Source organism: Acinetobacter sp. GW821-FHT01C12, from assembly GCF_059422625.1.
The window spans coordinates 918,067-943,377 of record NZ_JBWKXD010000001.1; the positions used below are offsets into that span (position 1 = coordinate 918,067).

17 protein-coding genes are annotated in these 25,311 nt (G+C 38.3%); 11 read left to right on the forward strand and 6 right to left on the reverse strand.

All coding sequences use genetic code 11. The annotated features are described in order from the left end of the window. Positions 1–806: 806 nt before the first annotated feature. A complete protein-coding gene (locus tag AC07WY_RS04460; RefSeq protein WP_494735783.1) occupies positions 807–3,008 on the reverse strand; it encodes a TonB-dependent receptor in 2,202 nt (733 codons plus the stop codon). A gap of 483 nt (positions 3,009–3,491) precedes the next feature. On the opposite strand from AC07WY_RS04460, the gene sbnA reads away from it, so the two are divergent. The 8 genes from sbnA (at position 3,492) to AC07WY_RS04500 (ending at position 15,342) form a co-directional block, all read left to right on the forward strand. Then, the gene (gene sbnA, locus AC07WY_RS04465; RefSeq protein ID WP_004820582.1) at positions 3,492–4,496 is read left to right on the forward strand and encodes a 2,3-diaminopropionate biosynthesis protein SbnA; all 1,005 of its coding nucleotides are present in this window, start codon (positions 3,492–3,494) and stop codon (positions 4,494–4,496) included. 22 nt (positions 4,497–4,518) lie between these two features. Further along, positions 4,519–5,532 (forward strand): 2,3-diaminopropionate biosynthesis protein SbnB, encoded by a 1,014-nt coding sequence (gene sbnB, locus AC07WY_RS04470; protein WP_004820581.1) that lies wholly within the window; start codon positions 4,519–4,521, stop codon positions 5,530–5,532. Positions 5,533–5,603: 71 nt separating this feature from the next. After that, a complete protein-coding gene (locus tag AC07WY_RS04475; RefSeq protein ID WP_494735926.1) occupies positions 5,604–7,244 on the forward strand; it encodes an IucA/IucC family protein in 1,641 nt (546 codons plus the stop codon). A 3-nt stretch (positions 7,245–7,247) separates the two neighbouring features. Next, positions 7,248–8,453: an MFS transporter gene (locus tag AC07WY_RS04480; protein WP_494735784.1), complete on the forward strand. Its 1,206-nt coding sequence runs from the start codon at positions 7,248–7,250 to the stop codon at positions 8,451–8,453. Then, entirely contained in the window at positions 8,450–11,977 is a 3,528-nt protein-coding gene (locus AC07WY_RS04485; protein WP_494735785.1) for an IucA/IucC family protein, read from the forward strand. Before AC07WY_RS04480 ends, AC07WY_RS04485 begins: the two co-directional genes overlap by 4 nt. Further along, the gene (locus AC07WY_RS04490; RefSeq protein WP_494735786.1) at positions 11,970–12,743 is read left to right on the forward strand and encodes an HpcH/HpaI aldolase family protein; all 774 of its coding nucleotides are present in this window, start codon (positions 11,970–11,972) and stop codon (positions 12,741–12,743) included. Before AC07WY_RS04485 ends, AC07WY_RS04490 begins: the two co-directional genes overlap by 8 nt. A 162-nt stretch (positions 12,744–12,905) precedes the next feature. Further along, entirely contained in the window at positions 12,906–15,134 is a 2,229-nt protein-coding gene (locus AC07WY_RS04495; RefSeq protein ID WP_494735787.1) for a TonB-dependent receptor, read from the forward strand. Between the two features lie 64 nt (positions 15,135–15,198). Beyond that, positions 15,199–15,342: a hypothetical protein gene (locus AC07WY_RS04500; protein ID WP_419336963.1), complete on the forward strand. Its 144-nt coding sequence runs from the start codon at positions 15,199–15,201 to the stop codon at positions 15,340–15,342. A gap of 231 nt (positions 15,343–15,573) precedes the next feature. Here the strand turns inward: AC07WY_RS04500 and AC07WY_RS04505 are convergent, their stop codons facing one another. The 4 genes from AC07WY_RS04505 to AC07WY_RS04520 all read right to left on the reverse strand — a co-directional run bounded on the left by AC07WY_RS04505 (position 15,574) and on the right by AC07WY_RS04520 (position 19,284). Beyond that, positions 15,574–16,752: a thiolase family protein gene (locus AC07WY_RS04505; protein ID WP_494735788.1), complete on the reverse strand. Its 1,179-nt coding sequence runs from the start codon at positions 16,750–16,752 to the stop codon at positions 15,574–15,576. Between the two features lie 151 nt (positions 16,753–16,903). Then, a complete protein-coding gene (locus tag AC07WY_RS04510) occupies positions 16,904–17,551 on the reverse strand; it encodes a 3-oxoacid CoA-transferase subunit B (protein WP_004721431.1) in 648 nt (215 codons plus the stop codon). A gap of 2 nt (positions 17,552–17,553) precedes the next feature. Then, complete coding sequence (locus tag AC07WY_RS04515) at positions 17,554–18,255, reverse strand: CoA transferase subunit A (protein WP_494735789.1); 702 nt, start codon at positions 18,253–18,255, stop codon at positions 17,554–17,556. A gap of 147 nt (positions 18,256–18,402) precedes the next feature. Then, entirely contained in the window at positions 18,403–19,284 is an 882-nt protein-coding gene (locus AC07WY_RS04520) for a LysR family transcriptional regulator (RefSeq protein ID WP_004820562.1), read from the reverse strand. A gap of 654 nt (positions 19,285–19,938) precedes the next feature. Between AC07WY_RS04520 and AC07WY_RS04525 the strand changes: the two genes are divergently transcribed. The 3 genes from AC07WY_RS04525 to AC07WY_RS04535 all read left to right on the forward strand — a co-directional run bounded on the left by AC07WY_RS04525 (position 19,939) and on the right by AC07WY_RS04535 (position 23,346). Continuing rightward, a complete protein-coding gene (locus tag AC07WY_RS04525; protein ID WP_004721436.1) occupies positions 19,939–21,363 on the forward strand; it encodes a GntP family permease in 1,425 nt (474 codons plus the stop codon). A gap of 33 nt (positions 21,364–21,396) precedes the next feature. Next, positions 21,397–22,182: a 3-hydroxybutyrate dehydrogenase gene (locus AC07WY_RS04530; RefSeq protein WP_096733811.1), complete on the forward strand. Its 786-nt coding sequence runs from the start codon at positions 21,397–21,399 to the stop codon at positions 22,180–22,182. Positions 22,183–22,389: 207 nt separating this feature from the next. Beyond that, positions 22,390–23,346: a 3-hydroxyacyl-CoA dehydrogenase NAD-binding domain-containing protein gene (locus AC07WY_RS04535; RefSeq protein WP_335955310.1), complete on the forward strand. Its 957-nt coding sequence runs from the start codon at positions 22,390–22,392 to the stop codon at positions 23,344–23,346. Positions 23,347–24,495: 1,149 nt separating this feature from the next. On the opposite strand, the gene paaG is transcribed toward AC07WY_RS04535, so the two are convergent. Then, positions 24,496–25,284: a 2-(1,2-epoxy-1,2-dihydrophenyl)acetyl-CoA isomerase PaaG gene (paaG, locus tag AC07WY_RS04540; RefSeq protein WP_494735790.1), complete on the reverse strand. Its 789-nt coding sequence runs from the start codon at positions 25,282–25,284 to the stop codon at positions 24,496–24,498. Between the last annotated feature and the right edge of the window lie 27 nt (positions 25,285–25,311).

Genomic DNA, 25,311 nt, shown 5'->3' on the forward strand with positions numbered 1-25,311 from the left:
TAAAAATTTCTCATTGTTTTATCAAATATTTATTTAAAAATACGCCCCTGCTTAAAAACGATTATCACACTGAGCTGATGTTTGACTCTCTTTATTTCGATTCGGTCAATTCACATAATGTGTTTTAAACAGTATTGGGAAACTAAACAACGTTGAACCAAAATTAGGGCGATACAACATGTACTCATTGAATTTTTATTGATTTCAAATTGTGCAACAACAACTCAAATAGAATAGACCTCTACAAACATGGCTAAAAAATCCGCTAAATAGCTTATCCATTCTATTGTTTTAAATTTTGACGACACTTGATACTTATCTTTAGTTAAGGATCTGTTTTATAATCAACCTGTCAAAAAACTCAGACACAAGAATATAATTTCTCTTAATTAATATTTTTAATTAAATCAATTATATGGAAAAAATAAATTGTTTGATTATAAAAAGCTTGCAATGCCACACTTTATATTCAAAGTTTAAATACCTTTGCGTAGGCGATGCCTCACTTTTCAGAGATGAAAAGATGACAAAAATCTTTTGCTGGGCGAGGGGTACGTCCTGTACCCCCGCCCAACGGCGACATCCATGTCGCCCCACGGTAGGATCACCATCTAGGATTCAAAAATACAAAAATGAATAACCAACAGTTTCAAAAAGTTCATACATAACTATAAGCTTCATTTATGATCAATGACTTGATGCAAATCACTTGTATGAATAATTAGGCGGTTTAACTATATATAAATAATAAAAGCTGGTGATAAGTGAAAATTAAACACTCAGCACCAGCTTTTAGCTAACATCAATTAATAATTAAAAGTATAACTCAAACCAAAGGTCCGCCCTTGTGCCCGCATACTAGACACAGGGGAAAAGGTAATTTCTGACTGCTGGCTATACACCGTGCGATAGTCTTTATTCCACACGTTATAAATTCCAAAATCCACCCGCCCCTTATACGCAGGGAAATTCACTAGGGTATCCATAATCGCATAACCCTTTATTTTTGCAGCACGGTTTGGAACCACCTTATCACTGTTCACCGCAACCTTATCATCTTCAAATGCTTTGTCAGTTCCTTTTACAGCAAGCATCTGTACACGGAATCCATAACCATCATCACTATTCCACTCACCAAAAATAGTTCCCTTAGTTGGAGATACCTGATAAGCATTTAACTCACGCCAATTACCAGCAGCATCCTTATATTGTCCACGGGTGTAAGCCAACGTACCACCAATTTTAAAATCATCTAGAATTGGATATGCCGCAGTCATTTCAGCACCGTAAACACGCTGATCAGTATCAGCAATATTGACTGAACGGTCCGCATTGAACTGAATGACTTTATCAGATGTGTTATAAAAGCCAGTAATTCCTAAATCAAGTTTTTGATCATCTTGCAGACGCCAACCCAGTTCATAACTATTGACGGTTAGTGGTTCTATATTCGCAGTTGAAACGGTCAGAATTGAGACATCACGCAACATCCGTAATACATCTGGATAACTAAATCCTTGAGAGAAATTGGCAAATAATTGCTGATTATCAGTAAGTTTATAAACTGCGCCTAAATTAAACAAAAACTTGTCAGCATTTGTTGAATCACTCGCTACGCTTTGTGTTTGTCTAGAAGGTGTATAAGCGTCTGTATCTGCCTTGATATATTGATAACGCGTTCCCGCTTGTAGATTAAAGCGATCCGTTAATTGATAATCTGCCTGTAAAAAAGCACCGATATTTTGAATGACAGTATCTGGACCAGCATCTAATCTTCTACCAGTATCCTTGTAAACCATACCGTTATTGCTGACAGACAATACGTCATAATGCTGAGTATCTTTTTCCCGGTCATAATCCAGACCATAGGTCAGATTAAGATCACGCGCTGCAAGCTTAAAATCAGACTGAACTGTAGACCGCATTCCTGCCACATCAACCGTATATTGCGACTGATTTACCGTCGCGCCACCTGCATAAACTGGGAAAAAACGCCCTTTTTCATTTCTATAATAGGCTTCCAAATTTACCGTCTGCCCCCATACATCCTGATTTTGATATTGGGTATTAAAGGCATAACGATCCGTAAATGGCTGATTACTTAATTCCAGTCCCTTGATTGCTCGTTCAGACTGTGGCCCTTTAGCAATAGTATAGTTCGGTCCATAATCAGGTAGATAACGAGTATCTTGCTTATCCTTATAATACTGCGCACCAAAACTCAAGCTTTGTGTGTCAGTCAAATTAAAATTCAGGCGCCCATTTATGTCTAGTGTATCTGTATCATTACGGCTGGTCTGATTGGGTTCAGTTGCGATTCGATCCCCATTCGCATCAAATAATGATCCTCGGCTGGTATAGTTCGCACCAAGAAAACCATCCATTTTATCATTGCTAAAAGAAACGCTCTGACCCGCTTCATAGGCCAGGCCATCTCCTCGGAAATTATCAGCAGAGGTTATCCCTAATTTCGTCTCAAAACTCAGTGGTTTCGATTTGTCAGCACGTTTGGTAATGATATTAATAATCCCACCCGTTGCGCCAGAACCATAAATACTGGTTGCTCCTGAAATAACCTCAATCCTTTCAATCATACCTGGACTGATACTGTTCAATTGGCGAGCTGGATCACGCGACCCCGTCTGAGATACACCATCAATCATCACCAGTACAGTTCTGCCTCGCATGGTCTGTCCATAATTACTTCCAGTACTACTAGACGGCGCCAGTGAAGGAACCAATTGAGCAAGAACATCTGCCACTTTTCGCCCTGCCCCAGCCTGTTTTTGTACCTCTGCTCCGCTAATGTTCTGTACAGTCCCTGCAATATCTGCAATGCTTTTTTCTGACCGTGTTGCTGTAATAACAATCTGTGGTAATTTCTGGACAGATTCTTGTTGTTGAGCATTGCTAACTGATGTCTGATTATTCGAGGTTTCATCCTGTGCATATAACTGACTACTGATTGCAATAGATAAAACACATAAGCTGAATTGGGAAAGGCGCATCCTGTTTCCTCAGTTGTAGGCCTGAATTTTAGCGCTAATAATAATCATTATCATTAATGATGTAAAACATAATATTCTAATGACCAATTCCAACAACTCAGGAAAAACACAGTACAAAAATTTTTAAATTATTAATTTATTTTGCCTTTTTATAATTTCAGTTCTGATTCATTTGAAGTTTCTAAGATTTTCTAGCGGTAATTCTCTTTAATAAAAATAAATGTGATAGCCATCTGCTTTATAAATTTTTTCTAGTGATTGATTAACAATTTTAATCAAATGGTCATCTAATTTCACTATAATTTAATTCAATAATTACATATAAACTATATTTATCAATATCTTATAAAAACATCCTTAATTACTCTCTTAGTTTACTCTTCAATAAAATTACAAAACACAACAAATTTCACGTAAATTTTAATAATAACAAAACCAATAATGATTATCATTTGCAACAGATAAAACCAGAGAATTCTAACGATGATCCATAACAATATTCTCGATTGCATAGGTAAAACTCCTTTAATCAGACTCTCAAGGATGTTTACCGATCAATCCATCACCGTTGTCGCAAAAATGGAGTTACTCAATCCAGGTGGAAGTATCAAAGATCGACCTGCATTGTATATGTTACAAGAGGGGCTTAAATCTGGCCTCATTCATAAAGATAGCCACATTGTTGAAAGTTCATCAGGAAATCTAGCAATTGCACTTGCAATGGCATGCAAAATTTACGGCCTAAAATTCACGGCTGTGATTGACCCCAAAATTGCTTCAGCCAACTTGCAAATGTTGAAGCTCTATAAAGCCAATATCGAAATGGTCTCTGAAAAAGATCAAAACGGCGGTTATTTAAAAACAAGAATCGATACAGTACAACGACTTTGCCGCCAGTTGCCCAATGCTGTTTGGATCAACCAATATGCAAATCCCAACAATTGGAAAAGCCACTATTATGGTGAAGCGGAAGAGATCATAAATCAAATCGATCGCAGTATTGATTACTTGGTTGTTGGTGCAAGTACTTCTGGAACAATCATGGGCGTATCTCGTCGCTTAAAAGAAAAATTCCCGCATTTAAAAGTTATTGCAGTCGATATCGTCGGTTCTGTTCTCTTTGGTGGTCACTCAGGCCCACGTGAAATTCCGGGTATCGGTGCAAGTACCGTTCCAGCCCTACTCTCCCCAGATGAAATAGATGATGTCATCTATGTTGATGATTATGAGTCAGCTTTAGGCTGCCGAGAACTCCTCGAACATGAAGGCATTTTTGCGGGTGGATCTAGCGGCTCATCTATTTCAGCAATAAAAAAACTTATCCCGACCATCCCTTCTGGATCATGCGTTTTAACCCTTTTAGCAGATAGAGGCGATCGTTATTTAGATTTAGTTTATGACGAAGAATGGTTCGAAATGATCAAGCGAAGACATTTCAATAAAAATCATCTCAATCAAGAAAATTTCACTTTGCAATCCGTTGTTTAACTCCACTTTTTAGGAAATATTTATGAGTAATTTGGCTAGCCTTCGTTACCTTAGTCAATCAGATTTACTCCATCTTGGTGCAAATCACAGTAATTCGTTTATCGAAGCAATTACTGAAGGCCTCACACTTCACGCAAATAAACAGTTTGTACAACCCTTAAAACCCTATTTACGTTGGCAAGGTGCGGATCATATTGCAGACCGAATTATTGCCATGCCGTGTTATTTGGCTGGAAATGATCCTATTGCTGGGATCAAATGGATTGGTTCTCGCCAACATAATCCTAAGAAATTTAATATTCCTCGTGCCAGTGCCTTAATTGTTTTAAATGACGCAGAAACAAATTACCCCGTGGCAATCATGGAAGGCAGTTTAATTAGTGCGATGCGAACAGCGGCAATTACTGGTGTATCAATTCAATATCTCGCCAAAAAAGACTTCTCAGATATCAGCGTGATTGGTTGTGGTCCGATTGCCCAAATGCAAATCAAAACGGTCTTAGAACAATATCCACAAGTTAAAAAAATACACTTATTTGATCTAAACCCTGAAGCCGCAGAAAAACTTAAAGCTTTATTTATTGGCGAATATCCAAATCTTCAAATCGAAATTCATGAAACTGCCAAGTCGGCGATCCAACAGGCAGATGTATTAATCACTTGCACAGTATCTGACAAACCCTATATCCCGTTTGAATGGCTTAAAAAAGGTTGCTTCGTTTCAAATATATCAATCATGGATATTGAACCAGAAGTTTTCCTCAAAGTTGACAAAGTGATTGTGGACGACTGGGATCAATCCAATAGAGAAAAGAAAGTCATCAATGTGTTGGTTGAAGAAGGTTTATTTAGCCGTGAAAAACTACATGCTGAACTAGGTGACATCATTATTGGGCATAAAAATGGCCGTGAAAATGATGATGAAATCATTTTACTCAACCCAATGGGTATGGCGATCGACGATATTGTTTGTGCGAAATGGTTTTTCAATGCTGCACAAAAACAAAATATTGGCACAGTTTTGCCACTTTTATAATTATAGGAACAATGCACATGTTAGATCGGATTTACACAACACAACTTCAGAAAACTATAGATGCGCTCTATATGGAAAATTATGGTGAGTTCAGAAACCATATTGTCTATAAAAAGCCTTATCTTGTAATACATCTGAGTAGTGAGTTGGAACTACATTTCAACTGCTTAAAAGTAAATAGTGTAAATCCTTTCTATATCACAAAAGCAGAAGTTTTACTTCATAACACGTTGAGTCAACAGACTACTGAGATCGCGATTGCTGACGTTTTTAATTATTTAACTCAATCCTCATGGTGGCCATCAATCAACCACCAAAAGGCCATTGCATATTGGCATGATAATTTAGTTACTGCTGAAAAAATTCCTCAAATCTTACAATCCGCACTTTCTTTTTCTTCGCCACTCATAATGAGTGAACAACTTTCGCTTGTCGCTGACCGTGCATTTCATCCATTTGCACATGCGAAAGGTGAACTCAGTCCACTCATTACTCAAAAAGAAATTGAAGTGTATTGGTGGGCATTTAAAAAAGCAGATGTCATAAATAATATGGAATCCATTCCACATGATGAACTGGCTCTCCCTGCTGAGGAAAAAAATCTTATTATTGAAAAAATGCAGGCTCTCTCAAATGAATACCTTGCAATACCTGTACTTAAAACACAGCATGACTATTTAAGATTTCAAGAAAACAAATATCTAGGGATTGACCTCGGCCTCGCCACTGCAATTGGTTGCCCAACATCCTCGCTACGAACTTTAATCAATCACTTAAATTCAAATCAGCACTTAAAGCTCTCGACCAATGCCAAAACTTTGGGTGCTATTCGCTCTATGCCTGCTCGATATTTAGCCAACGGTCATGCGGCATATGATTTTCTCAATGATGTCATCGACAAAACACCATCGTTAAAACATCAGCTCTTTTTAAGCAATGAAACCCATTGGTGGGTCTTGGGAAAACAAGAACCGTTGGTACAGAATTTAGGTGTTATCGGCTGTCAAGTGAGGCATTTACCTCATTTTTGCCAAGAAAAAAATATAGCACCAATTAGCATGTCTGCTTTAAGTTGCCCTTATATTGATCCATGGGAAGCTTTAGGTATAACAGGTGACAAATGGAACTTACTTAAAGATTTGAGTACCCATTTCATTCACACTTTTCTCACACTGTGGTCTTTTGGTGTTATGCCTGAGTGTCATGGTCAAAACACCCTAGTATGTTACCAAGACAATCAATTTAAATGCTTTATTCTGCGTGACCATGACACTTTAAGAATATGCACCCCTGCGATTCAGAACAGTGGTTTTGTTCCGCCAATCTATAAAATTGATACCAGTACACCAAACAATCTTATTTTTAATAAAAATGAGGATTTATTTAATTATTTTATAACCCTCGGGATACAAATCAACCTATACCCTATCGCATTAGCAACATTGAAATATACCGATCATACTGAAATTGATTTCTGGGAAATGATCCAAGCGATTATTGTCAACTTTATAGAAACTGCCACGATTTCTGAACAATCGAAAAACTGTATTCAGAAATATGTTTTTGAAAGTAGCCATTGGCCATTCAAACAATTACTCACCCCGTTATTAGCCCAACAAGGTGATTCAACAGGGATGCCAAGTAAAATTGGTATGACGTCAAATCCCTACCATGCTTTATTCCAATCTTGCTATGAGACCATGGATATCTAAATCATGCGTTCCTCTCGCCTAGATCATTTGATTATTTTACTGTGTCAATTTTTTTCGACTTTTGGCTTGATGGTCTTAATACCGATCATGCCGCTATATATGGAAAAATTGACGGCGCAAATGACAACACCCGCCATTTGGGCAGGTATAGCGCTGTCAGCACCAGCTCTAGGGAGTCTATTTACAGCCCCCCTTATTGGTCATCTATCAGATACATTTGGGCATAAAAAAGCACTGTTACTTTCTTTGGCTGGTTTCTGCATTTCTATACTTTTAATGGCGGGAGCACAGCATCTATTTGTGTTTATTTTTGCCCGTATTCTATTAGGATTTTGCGGTCTATCCGTGATTCTTTATGCCTATACCTCTTACTTGTCTAGCGAGCGACAAAGAGGTCTTGCTTTTGGACAGCTCCAAAGCAGTGTCGCACTGGCCTGCCTATGTGGTCCGGTACTCGGGGGCATATTTATGGACCATTGGAAAGTTGAAACCTTACTCAATGCCACAGCATATATTGTCATCATTTTAATCTTAGTTGCTGCCATTTTATTGAGCCAACCTGTACAGACATCTGTCACTGAACCCGATAAAAAACCATCAACACTGCAATCCTTTGATCGAACAATTTTTTCTTGGCTCAGTGCAGGAACCTTTGTCCAAGCTGGCGGGTTCGGTTTAGTGTCCTGTTTTATCTTATATATCAGTGAAATCAGTCGAAATATAACTACACCCTTATCTATTGCGAGTTTAACAGGAACAATCCACGCACTTTCATGGGGCGCTGCATTCTTTGCTGCAACCTATTGGGGGAAACGTAATGATGCAAGAGGCTATTCATTTCATAATTTTGTCAGTGCAACGCTGATCTGTGGAATCACGGTTCTGGCTTTGACATGGACCACTAATATTTGGTTAGTGCTGCTATTAAGACTCATACAAGGTTTCTGTTTCGCTGCACTTATTCCCTCTATTTTTCATACGATTTCGTTAAAAACTGATGCAAGAAATCAAGGAAAAGTGATTGGTATTTCAAACAGTGCCTTTGTTCTCGGTCAACTGTTTGGGCCGATTGCGGTCACCCTTACATACTCATTTTTCAATATCACTGCCGCGTTAATTTGCACTGCATTATTTTTTATTGGTGCTGGATTAATCGTGACTTTAAACAAATTTTTAACCAATACAATTTTAGAAGAGGTACAAGAATGAACCCGATCATTACCACCGATGCATGGTCTTACAAGCTTTTTGAACAATACTTGAATACTTTTTTTCGTGAACTTCAAGTTCAACTCGAACAGCATATTCTCTCAGAACAGGATTCACCTTTAACAATACATGACGCAAATAATTCATCCTATTTTTCATACCCATTTACTGCATCTAACTCAGTCATCTATGGTGCGATACAGCATTTCTCAAGCACAGGTTATCATCGTTACCAGCGCTCTTTTTGTGTATTCAATACTGAGGATAAGACTGTCAAAAGTCTGACTGATCCTAAAGTGTTGGTTAAAATGATAACCGATGAGTTAAAGTTAAATCAGCGATTTAAAGATAAAAAGCAAAATCAGAATCTCTATGCTGAAATCGCAAACAGTATCGAAAATACCAAATTCTTTTTAGAAAACTGCGTAGATCAAATAAAGCCTAAACTGGCCTCTAGTTTTCAATCTGCTGAACAAGGCATGTTATATGGACATCCATTTCATGTGACCTCAAAAGCCAATCTAGGCTTTTCTAAAGAGGATATGAAAAAGTATAGCCCAGAGCTAGGTGCGACGTTTCAGTTACACTACTTCGCAGTGCATTCATCCTTAATCCAAAAACTTGTCAGCGATAATAATGTTGATCAACTGATTGAAGAAGACGTATTGAAGCATGCACGACAGCGCCTTAAAGATGACTTCGAAAATTATGAACTTTTGCCTACACATCCGTGGCAAGCAAACTTTTTACTCCTACATCCTTCCTTAAAACGCTATTTAGAAAATCATGAGGTTCGATATTTAGGTGCTTTAGGACAAACCGTTTGGCCTACATCTTCAGTACGAACCGTCTGGTTACCGCAATCTAATATTTTTCTAAAACTCTCCATTGATGTGCGTATTACCAGTTTTATTCGTAACAACCCTATGGATGAAATGGAAAGAGCGATTGATGCCAGTAAAATCATTCTTAAGCATCAGATCAATCAACACTATAAAAATATGCTCATTCTTCCAGAGCTTACAGCCAAAACTGTCAAAATCCCTGAGTTAGAAAGTTCTTTTGGCATTATATATCGCGCAGGATTAGCTACGGAAACGCTTGAAAATACTCGGATGCTAGGTGGTTTAGTCGAAGAAAATGAGCATCATCAGATCCCCTTAATGGCGTTTATTGATCAGGCCGCACAAGCCCAAGGACTTCCAAATAGTCACTCAAAAGCCTTTCTTGCTGATTGGTGGAAACAATATATTCAAGTTTCCTTGGTTCCACTGATTGAATTGTTTGCAAATAAAGGGATTAGTGTTGAAGCCCATATGCAAAACAGTTTGATGGAATTTAAACAAGGCTTCCCTGCTCGACTGATTATTCGTGATATGGAAGGGATTAGTGTGGTTTCTGAGATGCTCAATGATCATTCCTCAGTCTCTGAAGATAGCACTGTTTGGTTTTCTCAAAAGGATGCATGGATTTTTCTGCAATATTATTTAGTCATTAATCATATTGCGCATCTGATTAGTGCGATATCAAGAGTAAGCATTATTGAAGAAAGTGAACTTTGGCAAACCACCAGACAAACCCTGATCGATGAAAACTTCTCAGATAAAGCACAGCACTACTGCAACCTTTTGCTTAACTCTCTCACTTTACCTATTAAGGCAAATATGATGAACACCTTATATCACAGTGGTGGTAACCCGATTTGGATTGATATTGAAAATCCGATTTATAAATACAGAGGCGCTCAAACACTGACCCCTCTTCAAGCTACGCAACAAATTGATTATAAAGTCCAAGCGGAAAGACGTGTCATCGGGCAATTATTAGAAGCATTAATCTTTGAAAATGCCTTTAACTACGAAAAATCAAATGGGCAAATTAAATTCTTTATTTCAGATGATCTTTTTTATTGCTGCGACGCTAAACAACATTTTAGTTTTAACCGAATTAAATTAAATCCATCGAGTTTAGTCCGTTATGATGCCGTTCAAAAGTCATCAAGCAGTCCAAATTTAAAAGCATTATTGGCTGATTTAAAACATATTATTGATGCTGATCCAATCAAATGGCAAAACTTTAATGATGAGCTCAATCTTACCTATGTCAAACATGCACAAACACTGGGTCTATCACCCAACCAACCATTAAGAACACTGTCATATATTGAGCAAGAAGCCCGTATAAACAATGCACATCTCTATCATCCAAGTTTTAAATCTAGAATAGGCTTTGATCTTAAGGAAAATCAAAAATACTCACCTGAATTATCCCAAGGATTCTCTGTTCAATGGGCTGCTACTCATAAAAGCTTATGCAAATTGGTTTTGAGTGAAACGATCAACTTAAATCAACTGTATAAACAGCATTTTTCAGACAAAGACCTTCACGCAATCCGTGAGGAATTGACAGCACATCAAGTTGATTTCAATGATTATATTCTTAGCCCCATTCATCCTTGGCAATGGGATAAAATTATTGAATTATATTATCAAGATGCAATCAGCAATCAACTGATCATTCCATTGAAAATCGCTGGACCTACTTATTTACCGCAACAATCAATCCGAACATTATCAAACATCACGGATATTTCAGCGTTATCACTAAAATTAGCGATGAATTTAGTTAACACGTCGACCTCTCGTGTTTTAGCACCACATACTGTGCAAAATGCGGCAAAAATGAGTGACTGGCTGTATAAAATCGTTGAGCAAGACCATATTTTAGAAAAACAACGTAAACCCGTTATTTTAAGAGAAATTGCTGGACTTTCTATCAATCAGCCGATCGCCTTAGCTGTTCAATATGGCGCACTGGCCTGTATTTGGCGTGAAAGTATTTATCATTATCTCAATGAAGGCGAATCAGCAACACCAGTTACAGGTCTAATGCAACTTGATACTGACCAAAAACCGCTGATAGACCACTGGATCAAACAATACGGGATCGAGTTTTGGTTAGAGAAATTATTAAAAAATGCCTACCTGCCAATTATGCATATTTTATGGTGTCACGGCTTAGCATTGGAATCTCATGCACAAAATATGGTGTTAATTCACAAAGATGGTCTACCTGTTAAAGCTGCTCTAAAAGATTTCCATGATGGTATTCGCTTTAGTCGTCATTTGTTAAGAAATCCAGAGCTATTACCCGAGTTACAAGACGCGCCTAAAGAACATGCCAAAATTAACCCGAATTCTTTTTTAGAAACACACGCAGCAAATGAGTTAAGAGATTTTACCCAAGATGCACTTTGGTTTGTCAATCTAGCGGAATTGGCCATATTTTTAAACACGCATTATGATTTTGATGAAATCAAATTTTGGACAATGTTAAGATCGATCATCAATCAACATAAAGAAAAGCATCCAGAATTTGCACAAAGATATGAATTGTTTAACTTTACAGATGACACCATCGATATTGAACAACTTGCAAGTCGTCGCTTCCTACCAGAAATCCGATTAAGAGTACAAACCACCCCAAATCCGTTGAGTTTAATTAAGGAAATTGAATATGAATAAAGCTTCAGTTCCCTTTAAAAAACGCATGGAAAATGGTGAGTCACTGTATGGCATATTCTGTTCTATTGCCTCACCAATTCATGTGGAGCAATTGGGACTGGCTGGCTATGACTTTATTATTATTGACTTGGAACATACTTTATTTAGTACATCCCAAGTTGAAAGCATGATTTTAGCCGCTAGAGCCATGCAGCTTGATGTATTGGTTCGAGTCCCCTTAACCGCCAATCACTTGATCTTACCTTTACTCGATGCTGGCGTGACTGGAATTGTATTACCACGTATAGAAAATGCACAACAAGCCCAAGAAGCTGTGAATTATTGCCACTACATGCCCCTAGGGCAAAGGGGCTTAAATTCAACTCGGTTAAATCGCTATGGCATGCAGAGCTTAACTGATTTTGTGCAACACGCACACAAAGAAACAGTTGTCGTCGCAATGATTGAAAGTTTAGCTGGTGTAGCAAATATCGATGAAATTTTAGCTATTGATGGGATCGATATTATTCTTGAAGGTGCGGCAGATCTTTCTCAGTCTATGGGCGTTCCTTGGGAAACGCGCCATCCGCAAGTTCAAGCAAAGATCCAAGAGATATATAGCAAAACTCAACAACAGGGTAAATATTTCTGCGCAATTCCGCGCCAGCCTGAAGATATTGCGTTGTGGAAACACCAGTCTGTAAAACTTTTTGTGCTCGGTGATGATCGCAGTATTACTCGTCAAGCACATCAGCTTCATATTGATTCATATAAAGAAATTGTATAGATCTCTAAACCTTGAGTGGTGTATCAGCTATTCCACTCAATTAAATTTAAGCTGAATATAAATGTTTTATTGTTTGTTTATTTGTTACTGTGAATTACAATCATTCTCAATTATACTTTCGTCAATTTAAAGCAATCTCAGGGTGAGATAAAAGGAAGCAAGATGAAAAGCAACAAAATTTTTAATAAGAAGTCTGATGTAAAAAAAATCATTCCACTTATATCAATTGGTGGGTTCATCTTTTTATCGCAATCCTCTTTTGCTATTTCACCCACAGAAGCTACAGATACAGAGAACAAAGCGGCAGTGCTTCCGACCATTACTGTCAGCGCATCACGCTCAGATGAATTCTCCTCTTCTGCAAAACAAGTGACCAAATTAGATGAAAAACAAATTGAATTTCTAAAAAATGCGTCTTCTGGAAATATCGCCACTGTTTTAGCCAAAGTTGTGCCTGGCTTATCTGATTCAAGTCGTACAATTACCGATTATGGGCAAACTTTACGCGGACGTAATGCCTTGATCTTGGTTGACGGCGTACCTATGAATTTGACACGTGATACATCAAGAGGTCTTTCATCTATCGACCCGCAAAGTATTACGGGGATAGAAGTCATTCGTGGCAGTAATGCGATTTATGGAAGTGGTGCTGCTGGCGGAACGATTTCAATCACCACCAAAGCGGCGGGCGGTGAACCGACTGCAAAAACTGTGATTGGGCTACAAAGCGCTTTGACCAACTTTCGTACAGATGCTTTAAGTGGAGATATTCATCAATATTTTTCTGGAAGCTTAAATAACTTTGACTATGCATTTGATTTTGGCTATCAACGTATTGGTAGTCCATACGATGCCCGAGGCGATCGTGTTGCACCAGAACCAAGTCAAGGTGATTTATTTGATGCGGATGCATATAGCGTAGGCGGGAAACTTGGCTATCACATTGATGATAACCAATATCTACAATTTGCAGCAAATTACTATAACGCTGAACAAGATTCTGACTATGCCTCTGACCCAAGTGTAGCAAAACTTCCTGCAGGTAGCGTACCTGCGAAAGCAATCAAAGGGCTTAAATTAAAAGACCAGAATAAAAATGAAAATCAAATCTACAATTTAACCTATAACAATAAAGATTTATTTGGCAGCAAAGTTGACGGGCAAATCTATTACCGAGACTTTTTTACTCGCTTCTCGCCATTTGATGCCCGTCAAGTCATTACACGTGGTGGAAAAGTCGATCAGGTTTATCAAAACAATAATGTTCTTGGCAGTCGCCTAACCGTAAACACTCCACTAGAATTTTTAGGTGATACGTCGATTGTTTGGGGTGGCGATTTTAGTCGTGAAAAAAGCGAAATGCCTCTAGACACGTTTGATCCTACAATTTATGTCCAATCTGGTGGCTTAGAATTTGTTAAAAATGGAAAACTGATCTATTTACCTGAATTAACTACCCAAAGTATCGGCGGTTTTGCGCAATTAAAGCATAATTTTAATGAGCAATGGTCTGCAGAAGTTGGTACGCGTTATGAAGACAGTTATGCAAAAATTGATAGCTTTGTTCCACTATCACAACTAGGTAAACCAAATCCTTATACTGTTAAGGGTGGTAAAGTGACGGCGGATGCATGGTTATATAATGCCAATATCACCTTTAAGCCAACAGATCAGCACTCGATTTATGCATCTTTTAATCAAGGTTTTCAATTGCCAGATGTAGGGGTGGTGATCCGTAATGCAACAGAAGGATTTAACTTAGCATCATCATTCCTTGAACCGGTTAAGGTGGATAATTACGAGCTCGGTTGGAATGGTCATTTTAATAATTTTAGCTCAAGCTTAGCGGTGTTTCAGTCAACGTCAGATCTGGGTGGTGTTCAATCCTTTAACAATGGCTTGATACTGACGCGTACCAAAGAAAAAGTGACTGGTGTAGAAGCAACTCTTGATTATCTTGATGATGCAAAAGTATGGGGAGCAGGAGGAAGTGTTACATGGATGAAAGGCCGTGAAACGCCACAGAACACCAATACAGAACAAGACATGACGGGTTACCGTATTCCACCATTAAAAGTAACAGGATACATTTCTTATAGCCCAACAGACACATGGACAAATCGTTTACAAGCGACATATTTTGGTTCAGAAGATTATCGCTTAAACGGTCTCAACAGTTTTGGTCGTTATGATGTGAAGTCATATACCACTGCAGATTTAATCAGTAGTTTTGCCCTCAACAAAAAAGATACCGTTACGATTGGCTTAGAAAATATGTTTAACCGTAAATACTATCCTTTATACAGCCAACTTCTCCGCACCAGTAATAACACCAGCCATCTGCTGGCATCAGGTGCAACATTGAAAGTGACTTATAGTCATAAATGGTAAGATTTAATGATAAAGCATTGTGCTTTTGAATTATAAATGGTTGTCCTACCGTGGGGCGACATGTATGTCGCCCCTTGTGTGTGGGAATACGGGGGTACAGGACATACTCCTCGCCCAACATGAGCAAAAACAAAGCACTGCTTTGTTTGCAGCGCAAGGTTTGGCAATCCCTGCGAAAAGTCAGGCATCGCCTACACAAAGGTATTGAAACTTTGAATGTAAGGTGGAGCATTGCAAACTTTTTATAATCAAACAGCTTATCTCGCCATATAATTAATTTAATTAAAAATATTTATTTCTTGGGTTTGAGTTTTTGACTGGTTGACTATACATAAACTCACATGACAAAGAACAGCAAAAAGCCGGCAGTATTGAAACGACCGGCTTTTTTAATTTTGAATCACAAACTATTTAGCTATTTATTACGATAAACAATAAATTACGCGCTTAATTCAACTGCAAGTGCTGTAGCTTCACCACCACCAATACAAAGTGTTGCAATCCCTTTGGTTTTACCTAAGCGTTTTAAAGCATGGATCAAGGTCACAATGATTCGTGAACCTGATGAACCCAGTGGATGACCAAGTGCGCAAGCACCGCCATTAATATTGACTTTTTCAGGATCAAGTTTAAATGCATCAATTGCAGCCATAGTGACCATGGCAAAAGCTTCGTTAATTTCCCAAAGATCAACATCGTCTACGGACCAACCGAGATTTTTCAATAATTTTTCAATTGCTCCCACAGGTGCAATGGTAAACTCTTCAGGATGCTGGGAATTGGTTGTATAGCCTTTGATTTCTGCTAATACAGTTAAACCACGCTTTTGCGCTTCTGATGCCGACGTGATCAGTAGTGCAGATGCACCATCACTGATTGAACTAGAGTTTGCAGCTGTAATCGTACCATCTTTGGCAAATGCAGGTTTTAAGCTTGGGATTTTATCAATCTTGGCATTTTCAGGATTTTCGTCCACATCTACAGTGATCTCCCCCTGACGTAGCGCCACTTTAACAGGTGTGATTTCGTCTTTAAAATAACCTTCTGCAATCGCTTTTTTTGCACGTGTCAGTGAGCGAATTGCAAACTCATCCATTTGCTCACGGCTATAGCTCTTTTTATCCGCCATTTCCTGTGCAAAACTTCCCATTGCACGCCCTGTACCCGCGTCTTCTAAACCATCAAGGAACATATGATCAATCACTTGACCATGCCCCATCCGATAACCTGAACGTGCTTTAAGTAATAAATACGGTGCATTGGTCATAGACTCCATCCCACCGACCACAATAATTTTGGCACTTCCTGCTTTAATGGCGTCGCTGGCTTGCATTGCAGCTTTCATCCCAGAACCACAGACTTTATTGATTGTGGTTGCGCCAACATGATCCGGTAAACCCGCTTTTCGCATCGCTTGACGTGCTGGACCTTGTTTTAAACCCGCAGGTAATACACAGCCCATAATTACTTCATCAATATCAGCAACAGGCACATTGGCTTGTTCAACAACTTTTTCAATGACGACTGCACCCAAATCCGGTGCAGATAAACTTGCAAAACTGCCTTGAAAACTTCCCATTGCAGTACGACCAGCAGCGACGATGACAATCTTTTCCATTCGAGTTCACCTTGTATTTTAAATGCGTATACTTTTGAAGCGGGTATTTTTAAAAATAGCATATCCATTCATAACATGTCTAAGCCGCCAAAGCGACTTAGCATTCAAACTTGGCTGCTTACATTAGAATTTTAAGCTTGCTTTATCGCAATCAAGCCACAGCGAGATTTGAGGTGATCAGTTCTACCCCAGTTGCCGCCTGAATCTGTTCTAGGCTTACATCTTTAGCCAATTCAATCAACTCTACACCTTGGGGAGTGATATCCATCACTCCTAGATCCGTAATTATACGGTTTACGACCAGTCTACCTGTAAGCGGTAATGAACATTCAGCGACGATTTTAGGACTGCCATCTTTAGCACAGTGTTCCATCAACACCACGACTTTTTGTACACCAGCAACCAAATCCATTGCACCGCCCATGCCTTTTACTTTTTTCCCTGGGATCATCCAGTTGGCTAAATCTCCCTTTTCGGAAACTTCCATTGATCCTAAAATAGCAATATTGACCTTACCACCACGAATCATGGCAAAAGATTCAGCACTAGAGAAAAATGCAGCACCCTTACGTGCAGTTACGGTTTGTTTACCCGCATTAATTAAATCTGCATCGACAGTAGCTTGTGTTGGAAATTCATCAATTCCCAATAAGCCATTTTCAGATTGAAGCCAGACATTGATATTGTCAGGAATATAGTTTGCAACCAAGGTAGGTAAGCCAATGCCTAGATTGACATAAAAGCCATCTTCAAGCTCTTGCGCTGCACGTTCAGCCATTTCATTACGCGTCCAAGCCATGATTAAATCTCCGTCTTCAATGTCAATTGTTCAATTCGTTTTTCAGGCTGCGCATTTAAAACAATACGACTTACATAAATTCCCGGTAAATGAATTGAATCTGGATCTAACTCACCAATTTCAACAATTTCTTCAACTTCGACAATGGTCAATTTGCCAGCCATTGCACACTCAGGGTTAAAGTTTCGTGCAGTCTTACGAAAAATTAAGTTGCCGGCTTTATCTGCCTTATAGGCTTTTACCAAAGCAATATCTGCAACCAATGCTTGTTCGAGTATGTAATCTTTACCATCAAATTCGCGAACTTCTTTGCCTTCGGCAATCAATGTCCCAACACCTGTTTGGGTAAAGAACGCTGGAATTCCAGCACCACCTGCACGTAACTTTTCAGCCAAAGTGCCTTGAGGTGTCAACTCAACTTCAAGCTCACCATTTAAATATTGACGTTCAAATTCTTTGTTTTCACCGACATAGGATGAAATCATTTTTTTAATTTGTTTGGTTTGTAAAAGCTTGCCTAGACCAAAATCATCCACACCTGCATTGTTAGAAATACAGGTTAGACCCGTTACGCCAATTTCTTTTAAGGCATCAATCAATGCTTCTGGAATACCACATAATCCAAAACCACCCACTGCAAAAGTCTGGTTGTTTGCAACCACATCAGCCAAAGCCTCATGTGCATTCGCGACAACTTTTTTCATCGTTTTAACTCTATGTCCTTTAGAATTATTATTATTAACATCGAGCAAATTATTTTAGAAATTGATTCTTTCAAATGTCTAATGAGTAAAACTCATTAATCTGATTTCATCCTGAAACAGTGGGCTTTATGATGGGGTGAAATTCTTTTAAAACTGATGTGCCAATATCGTTTCAATAAATTGCGAAGAAATATTAGAAAGTTCAAAATCTTTTTTATAAATAATCCCAACCGAAAGATTGACATTGCCCTCTTCAATTTCGACCAAGACATTATTTTCTTTATCGATATAATTTTGAAAATGACGTGGAATCGCACTGACCCCCATACCAAAAGCCACGAAATGCGACAATGAACTAATCTGATGACACTCAAGTTTTAAATCTAAGATCATATTATTTTGTGAACATTTCTCTTCCACCACGTGTCGAATGATCGAAGGTTTCTGTAAAGTGATAAAAGGATAAGCATACAGCTCACGCCATGTCACACTTTTACGCTGCGCCAACTGATGATCTTTGGGAAGTAGTGCTAAAAAATCTTCATTGAAAAATGGCTTAAATATTAATTGATCATTGTGTTGCGGTTCAAAGCAAATCCCAATTTCAAAAATGCCCTCTTGGACTTTTTCAATAATTTTTTCATTAGGAATATCATGGATTGAAAAATTGATATTGGGATGATTCTTATTAAATTCATGCAGTACAGCAGGTAAAACAGCATGTGTCGCGAAAGGCATCGAGGCAATATTCAATGTGCCACGATGTAATTTAAAACGCTGTTTAACATCTCTTTCCATGTCTTCCCAATTTGCCAAAAGTTTTTTAGCAAATGGAATCAACGAATTTCCCTCAGCGGTAAGATCCACACGGCGGGTATTGCGCTTAAACAGCTTGCCACCCAACTCATCCTCTAAACTTTTGATACTTAAGCTTAAAGCAGATTGACTTAGGCAAAGTTCATTGGCAGCATTGGCATAATTCAATGTCCGAGCAAGAACTAAAAAAGCTTTTAACTGTTTGAGTGTCATACGGCAACCTAACTGATTTATAGCTCTATAATACGCTAAACCAAGCGAGTTTTGATCCTAAAATGAGTCATTTGAGCTATCGTTTTGCTTATAGAATAAGATATCAATCCATGCTAGCTGATCTCGTTTTTGCTCAGATTGATGTCTTAATGAAAGTTTTTAATTTGTGTGATCTGTAAAAAATATGTCTATGCATTTAAATCAGGACAAAATCGATATATTACGTATTTCAAGCAACATACTTGTCAATAAAACCACTGCTGTAAATAAAAATTAAAACGTTGAACATATACTCATTCATCTGCATCTCCAATTTGGCTTTTTTCTTTTGCTTATCTATGACCTATTGCGCAAAAACCTCATGAAACTTGTTTCTATTCATTAGTTTTCCATATTGACTCATAAATATTTTCAAACAATGCCTCGAATAATTTGGATTATAGTTTTATCCATCATTTGGAAATGGATATTCCAATTTATAAGTCTGGACGATTTATAAAAGCTAAATTTATTGATCAATATTAATTTCTCTAGATATCCATTTTTATTGGTTTCACTCACTAATGCATTTTTATGATTGAGATAGCCTTGTCGTGATTTGAAATAAAAACAAGGTGGGTTTTGACATATATTCTTTAAGGACGGAGTAAAAATATGTGGGAACTGGGTATAATTTTACTTTCTCTTGGCTTGTTGATGTACACAGCCTACAGAGGATTTTCTGTAATTCTCATGGCACCGATTTGTGCCTTATTGGCCGTCTTGCTGATTAACCCTGCCAACGTTTTACCATTTTATTCTGGTGTGTTTATGCCAAAAATGGTGGGCTTTATTAAAGATTATTTCTTGGTGTTTTTGCTGGGTGCGATTTTTGGTAAAGTCGTTGAAATGTCAGGTATTGCTGAATCCATTGCCAAAACGATTGTTAAATTAATTGGCTCTAAAAATGCAATGCTTACCGTTGTTCTGCTAGGGGCAATTTTAACCTATAGCGGCGTCAGTTTATTTGTCGTGGTTTTTGCAGTCTATCCCTTTGCAAACCAATTATTTAGACAAGCAAATATCCCTAAACGTTTGATTCCTGGCACGATTGCACTGGGTGCTTTCTCCTTTACCATGGATGCCTTACCGGGTACGCCTCAGATTCAAAACGTTATTCCAACTACATTTTTTGGAACCAATATTTATGCAGCGCCATTTTTAGGAATTATCGGCGCAATCTTTGTTTTAGGTGTCGGTTTAACTTATCTGGAATGGCGTCGTCGTGTTGCTGCTCGCAATGGAGATGGTTTTGCATCTGGTATTACTTTAACAGAAGCCGAACTTCAACAATTCGAAAATCAATCTCAGCAACAAGATAATGGTTCTGGTCTACGTCAATTTATGGCATTTGTTCCCTTAATTTTAGTTGCAGTGATGAATAAATATTTATCTACAGCAATTAAAACATGGTATCCAAATGGCTTTGATTTTAATGCGCTTGGACTAGCAAACTACACTGTCGATGTCGCAAAAACATCAGCGATTTGGGCAGTTGGTTTAGCTTTAATCGTTGGGATTATCACCGCGATTATGTTCGATTATCGTCGTGTTTCAACCAGCTTTAAAGAAGGTGTAAATGCAAGTATAGGTGGTTCTCTACTCGCTGTGATGAATACTGCATCTGAGTATGGTTTTGGTGCAATCATTGCCGCTTTACCGGGTTTTGCCGTGATCAGCCATGCTTTAGGTCATACATTTACCAATCCATTGGTCAATGGTGCAGTCACCACAACCGTTTTGGCAGGGATTACAGGTTCAGCATCTGGCGGTATGAGTATTGCCCTCAGTGCCATGGCTGACCAATACAATACAGCTATTGCAGCAATGGGCATTCCTGCTGAAGTGATGCATCGTATTGTTGCAATGGCATCTGGCGGTATGGACACCTTACCGCATAACGGTGCCGTGATTACCCTACTTGCTGTCACTGGACTTACACATAAACAATCTTATAAAGACATTTTTGCCATTACCATCATTAAAACAGTTGCAGTATTTGTCGCAATTGCTGCATTTACATGGTTTGGTATCGTCTAAGTTTATCTTCAAAATGAACACAGGGAGTCAATAATGAGTCAACTTCTCAAAGATAAAGTTGCATTTATCACAGGTTCAGCAAGTGGTATTGGACTTGAAATTGCCAAAAAATTTGCCCTTGAAGGTGCAAAAGTGGTGATTTCGGATATGAATGCGGACAAATGTAATGAAGCAGTTTTAGCCTTAAAAACTGATGGATTTGAAGCCTTATCTGCACCTTGTGATGTTTCAGATGAAGATGCTTATGCTGCTGCTATTGGTCTAGCACATAGCACCTTTGGTCGTTTGGATATTTTGATCAATAATGCTGGTTTTCAACATGTTGCTGCCATCGAAGAATTTCCAACTGCCATTTATCAAAAACTACTGAATGTCATGCTGGTGGGTTCTTTTATTGGAATCAAACATGCATTTCCAATCATGAAGGCACAAAACTATGGCCGTATTATCAATATGGCTTCGATCAATGGTTTAATCGGCTTTGCTGGAAAAGCGGGTTATAACAGTGCCAAACATGGGGTGATCGGTTTAACTAAAGTTGCAGCGTTAGAATCTGCTCGTGATGGAATCACGGTCAATGCATTATGCCCAGGTTATGTCGATACACCTTTGGTACGTGGTCAAATTAAAGATTTAGCCAAAACCCGTAATGTCAGCGAAACAAGTGCACTTGAAGATGTCATTTTAGCCATGGTGCCACAAAAACGCTTACTCAATGTTGAAGAAATTGCAGATTATGCCGTTTTCTTGGCGAGTGAAAAAGCGGCGGGGGTGACAGGTCAAGCAGTGGTTATGGATGGTGGTTATACCGCTCAGTAATACAGTTGATGATTGCAATGATCATGAATTTGTCTCTATGTAAATCATCTAACCAGATGTAATACATATTCATTTGTAGGGGGAAATCCTCCCCTACTGTTTTTTAGTTTTTCTATCTTTAGTTTTTATCAAAGTGAAAGGCTCACTTTGTCATGTGTCATAGCGAGACAATCCAACGTTCTCAGGTTATTCAAGGAAAATGAATATATGAAACCCATAAATAAAGTTGCCATTATCGGTACTGGTGTTATTGGTGCAAGTTGGGCAGCATTCTATTTAAGTAAAGGATTTCAGGTGAGTGCTTTTGATCCTGCAGTTGATGCAGAATTAAATTTAAAAAATAGAGTTCAGACCTATTTACTTGATTTGTTTGAACTGGCTGAAGAGCAAACCACTTCTTCTAATCATTATGTTTCAGACACTTTAAAAAATCTCACTTTTTATCAAAATCTAGCAGATGCGGTAAAAGATGCGGATTTTATTCAAGAAAATGGTCCTGAGCGAATTGATCTAAAAAAAGACTTATATGCACAGCTCACTCAAAACTGCCCCAAAGATAGCATTATCGCCTCAAGTTCATCTGGCTTAAAAATCTCAGATATTCAACATGATTGTCTATATCCTGAAAGAATTGTACTGGGCCATCCTTTTAATCCACCACATTTATTACCGTTGGTTGAGATTATTGGTGGAGAAAAAACCCAAGCGAACTATATCCATGATGCTTTTGAATTTTATAGATTATTGGGAAAAAAACCGATTTTAATTCAAAAAGAAGTCAAAGGCCATGTCGCTAATCGTTTACAGTCTGCAATTTGGAGAGAAGCGTTTTATCTGGTTTCTGAAGGTGTATGTAGCGCAGAAGATATTGATATCGCTATCACCAATGGCCCCGGATTACGTTGGGCAATATTTGGTCCTTATTTAAATATGCAGTTGGCCAATCAACATGGATTTAAAGCTGCTATGCATCATTTAGGTGAACCGATGTCTGAATGGTGGGCTGATATGCACCCTTATACCTTGTCTGAAGAAAAAATTGAGATGCTGAATGAAGAAACTCAGCAGTTTGTTAAAAAACTAGGCGATAAGAATCTTCAATTACTTCGTGATCAGGCATTACTTCGATCTTTAAAGATGCGTAAAGAATTAGATTTGCCTTAATAGGGTTTTACAAACGTGAGCTTCATTGATTCTCCAGAATTCTCATCTGGAGAATTTAGTCTTCAAAAACTTAGCCAAGGGAATCAGGATCATTGACCTTCCCGCTCCTAAATTGAATCAACAGATCAAAGCACCCCAAGCAACAATTTTAGACTGGACGTTGTTGCTCATTTTTGAACTATATCAAAAATGCCCATTAGCTTTTAGATTGTTCGAAAATTCGAATAGACATGCCAAGTTTCATATCATTATTGTTCTACTAAAAACATTTATCCTTGTCTTATTCGCTACTTTAATCATTAAGTCGCCCAAATAAGGGAAGTATTATGCTCAACAATAAAATAAAGTTAAAACAAATGTGGTAAAGCAACTTCGATATGATGAATGAAAATATAAATAATCTCTAATTCAAATGGTGACCCAATATGCGAACTTTCTATACGATTCTCATCGGTATAATGCTACTCCTTGCAATTCTTTTTATAAGTCGAATATTACGTGGTCGCTTTAGTCCAACATTATTTTTTATTCTGTTCATCTTGATTTGGTTTGTAGCAATGAGCTGGAATATGTATATGGGCATACAAGCGGGATATGCGGTTAAAGAAGAATTCTTAATATTTTTACTAAATTTTGGTATTCCTTCTCTTCTCGCAACTTACTTCATATATAAAAAATAAAAGCTCTATTTAGCTTGCTAAGGTTAAAAAAACATCATGTAAACAACGATCAAAACTAGGGGCTGTTGACATTTCATAAATAGCTTGCGTTGTAGGTTAAAATTGAGCAGGCAAGGCATGAAATGAAGAGAATAGCGAGACTATTTTCAAGTTTCATAACGCAGGCTGAGATAATTTTAACCACAACCCTGAGCAAGAACAAAGCACTACTTTGTTTGCAGCGCAAGGCGCAGCGGAGGGACTAGCGTGTTTTTTGTCGCTTCGTGTTACCTTGCGAAACAGTGTTTCTCATCATTTAGAATGACTAAATTTCGTATTTCGCGCCTAAAATCGCCTAAAAAACACACGTAGTCGCAAGCATAGACGAATTGTAAACAGACCCTCTTATTACTTATTATAAAGCACTCTCCAAAGAGAATGCTTGTTTAGTTAATTTTTACTGGTTAAACATGATTAGACATAGATTTGATCAAGTAAAATCAGCTTTCCTTTTTTCGATAAAAGCCGCAACGCCCTCTTTATAATTGTCTGATTGTCCAGCAATACGCTGTAACTCTCGTTCCAACTGTAACTGTTCAGCCAAAGTATTTTGCGAGGCAGTATTTAAGGCCTTTTTAATTAGCGAAATCGAACTGCTTGGTTGCTCTGCCAAACGTTCCGCCAATTCAATCACGCCCTGATCAAAACCATCATCTTCATAGACCTCCCAAATAAGCCCCCAACTCAAGGCTTTCTGGGCAGATAACTTATCCCCGAACATGGTCAAACCTTTGGCTCGGGCAAGCCCCACCAGATGTGGCAAATTCCACGTCCCACCTGCATCTGGGATTAAACCGACTTTGCAAAAAGATTGTATAAACGTAGCAGATTGCTTGGCCACAACAATATCGCAAGCCAAAGCCAAGTTCGCCCCTGCACCAGCCGCTACACCATTGACCGCAGCCACAACAGGTTTAGCCATATTGGAAATTTTAACGACTAACGGATTATAAAATTTTTCTAAGGCAGCACCTGCATCATAATCAGCTGCGCTTATCACCTCTTTGTTTCTGGCTCTTAAATCCTGACCCGCACAGAAGCCCTTGCCTGAACCAGAGATTACAATGGCTTTAATCTCAGTAGAAACCGCCCACAGGTCTAAAATTGCAGCAATTTCACGATGCATTTGCTCATTAAAACTATTCAGCACCTCGGGACGGTTTAAGGTTAAATAGCCCACCCGATTTTCCTGACGAATCAAAATATGTTGAAAATCCATTTATTTTTACTCATTTAAATAAAAAAC

Bases quoted from the DNA above. Each gene is read 5' to 3' on its own strand.
- AC07WY_RS04460 (WP_494735783.1), bottom strand. From the start codon at position 3,008: ATGCGCCTTTCCCAATTCAGCTTATGTGTTTTATCTATTGCAATCAGT.
- sbnA (WP_004820582.1), top strand. From the start codon at position 3,492: ATGATCCATAACAATATTCTCGATTGCATAGGTAAAACTCCTTTAATC.
- sbnB (WP_004820581.1), top strand. From the start codon at position 4,519: ATGAGTAATTTGGCTAGCCTTCGTTACCTTAGTCAATCAGATTTACTC.
- AC07WY_RS04475 (WP_494735926.1), top strand. From the start codon at position 5,604: ATGGAAAATTATGGTGAGTTCAGAAACCATATTGTCTATAAAAAGCCT.
- AC07WY_RS04480 (WP_494735784.1), top strand. From the start codon at position 7,248: ATGCGTTCCTCTCGCCTAGATCATTTGATTATTTTACTGTGTCAATTT.
- AC07WY_RS04485 (WP_494735785.1), top strand. From the start codon at position 8,450: ATGAACCCGATCATTACCACCGATGCATGGTCTTACAAGCTTTTTGAA.
- AC07WY_RS04490 (WP_494735786.1), top strand. From the start codon at position 11,970: ATGAATAAAGCTTCAGTTCCCTTTAAAAAACGCATGGAAAATGGTGAG.
- AC07WY_RS04495 (WP_494735787.1), top strand. From the start codon at position 12,906: ATGAAAAGCAACAAAATTTTTAATAAGAAGTCTGATGTAAAAAAAATC.
- AC07WY_RS04500 (WP_419336963.1), top strand. From the start codon at position 15,199: ATGTCGCCCCTTGTGTGTGGGAATACGGGGGTACAGGACATACTCCTC.
- AC07WY_RS04505 (WP_494735788.1), bottom strand. From the start codon at position 16,752: ATGGAAAAGATTGTCATCGTCGCTGCTGGTCGTACTGCAATGGGAAGT.
- AC07WY_RS04510 (WP_004721431.1), bottom strand. From the start codon at position 17,551: ATGGCTTGGACGCGTAATGAAATGGCTGAACGTGCAGCGCAAGAGCTT.
- AC07WY_RS04515 (WP_494735789.1), bottom strand. From the start codon at position 18,255: ATGAAAAAAGTTGTCGCGAATGCACATGAGGCTTTGGCTGATGTGGTT.
- AC07WY_RS04520 (WP_004820562.1), bottom strand. From the start codon at position 19,284: ATGACACTCAAACAGTTAAAAGCTTTTTTAGTTCTTGCTCGGACATTG.
- AC07WY_RS04525 (WP_004721436.1), top strand. From the start codon at position 19,939: ATGTGGGAACTGGGTATAATTTTACTTTCTCTTGGCTTGTTGATGTAC.
- AC07WY_RS04530 (WP_096733811.1), top strand. From the start codon at position 21,397: ATGAGTCAACTTCTCAAAGATAAAGTTGCATTTATCACAGGTTCAGCA.
- AC07WY_RS04535 (WP_335955310.1), top strand. From the start codon at position 22,390: ATGAAACCCATAAATAAAGTTGCCATTATCGGTACTGGTGTTATTGGT.
- paaG (WP_494735790.1), bottom strand. From the start codon at position 25,284: ATGGATTTTCAACATATTTTGATTCGTCAGGAAAATCGGGTGGGCTAT.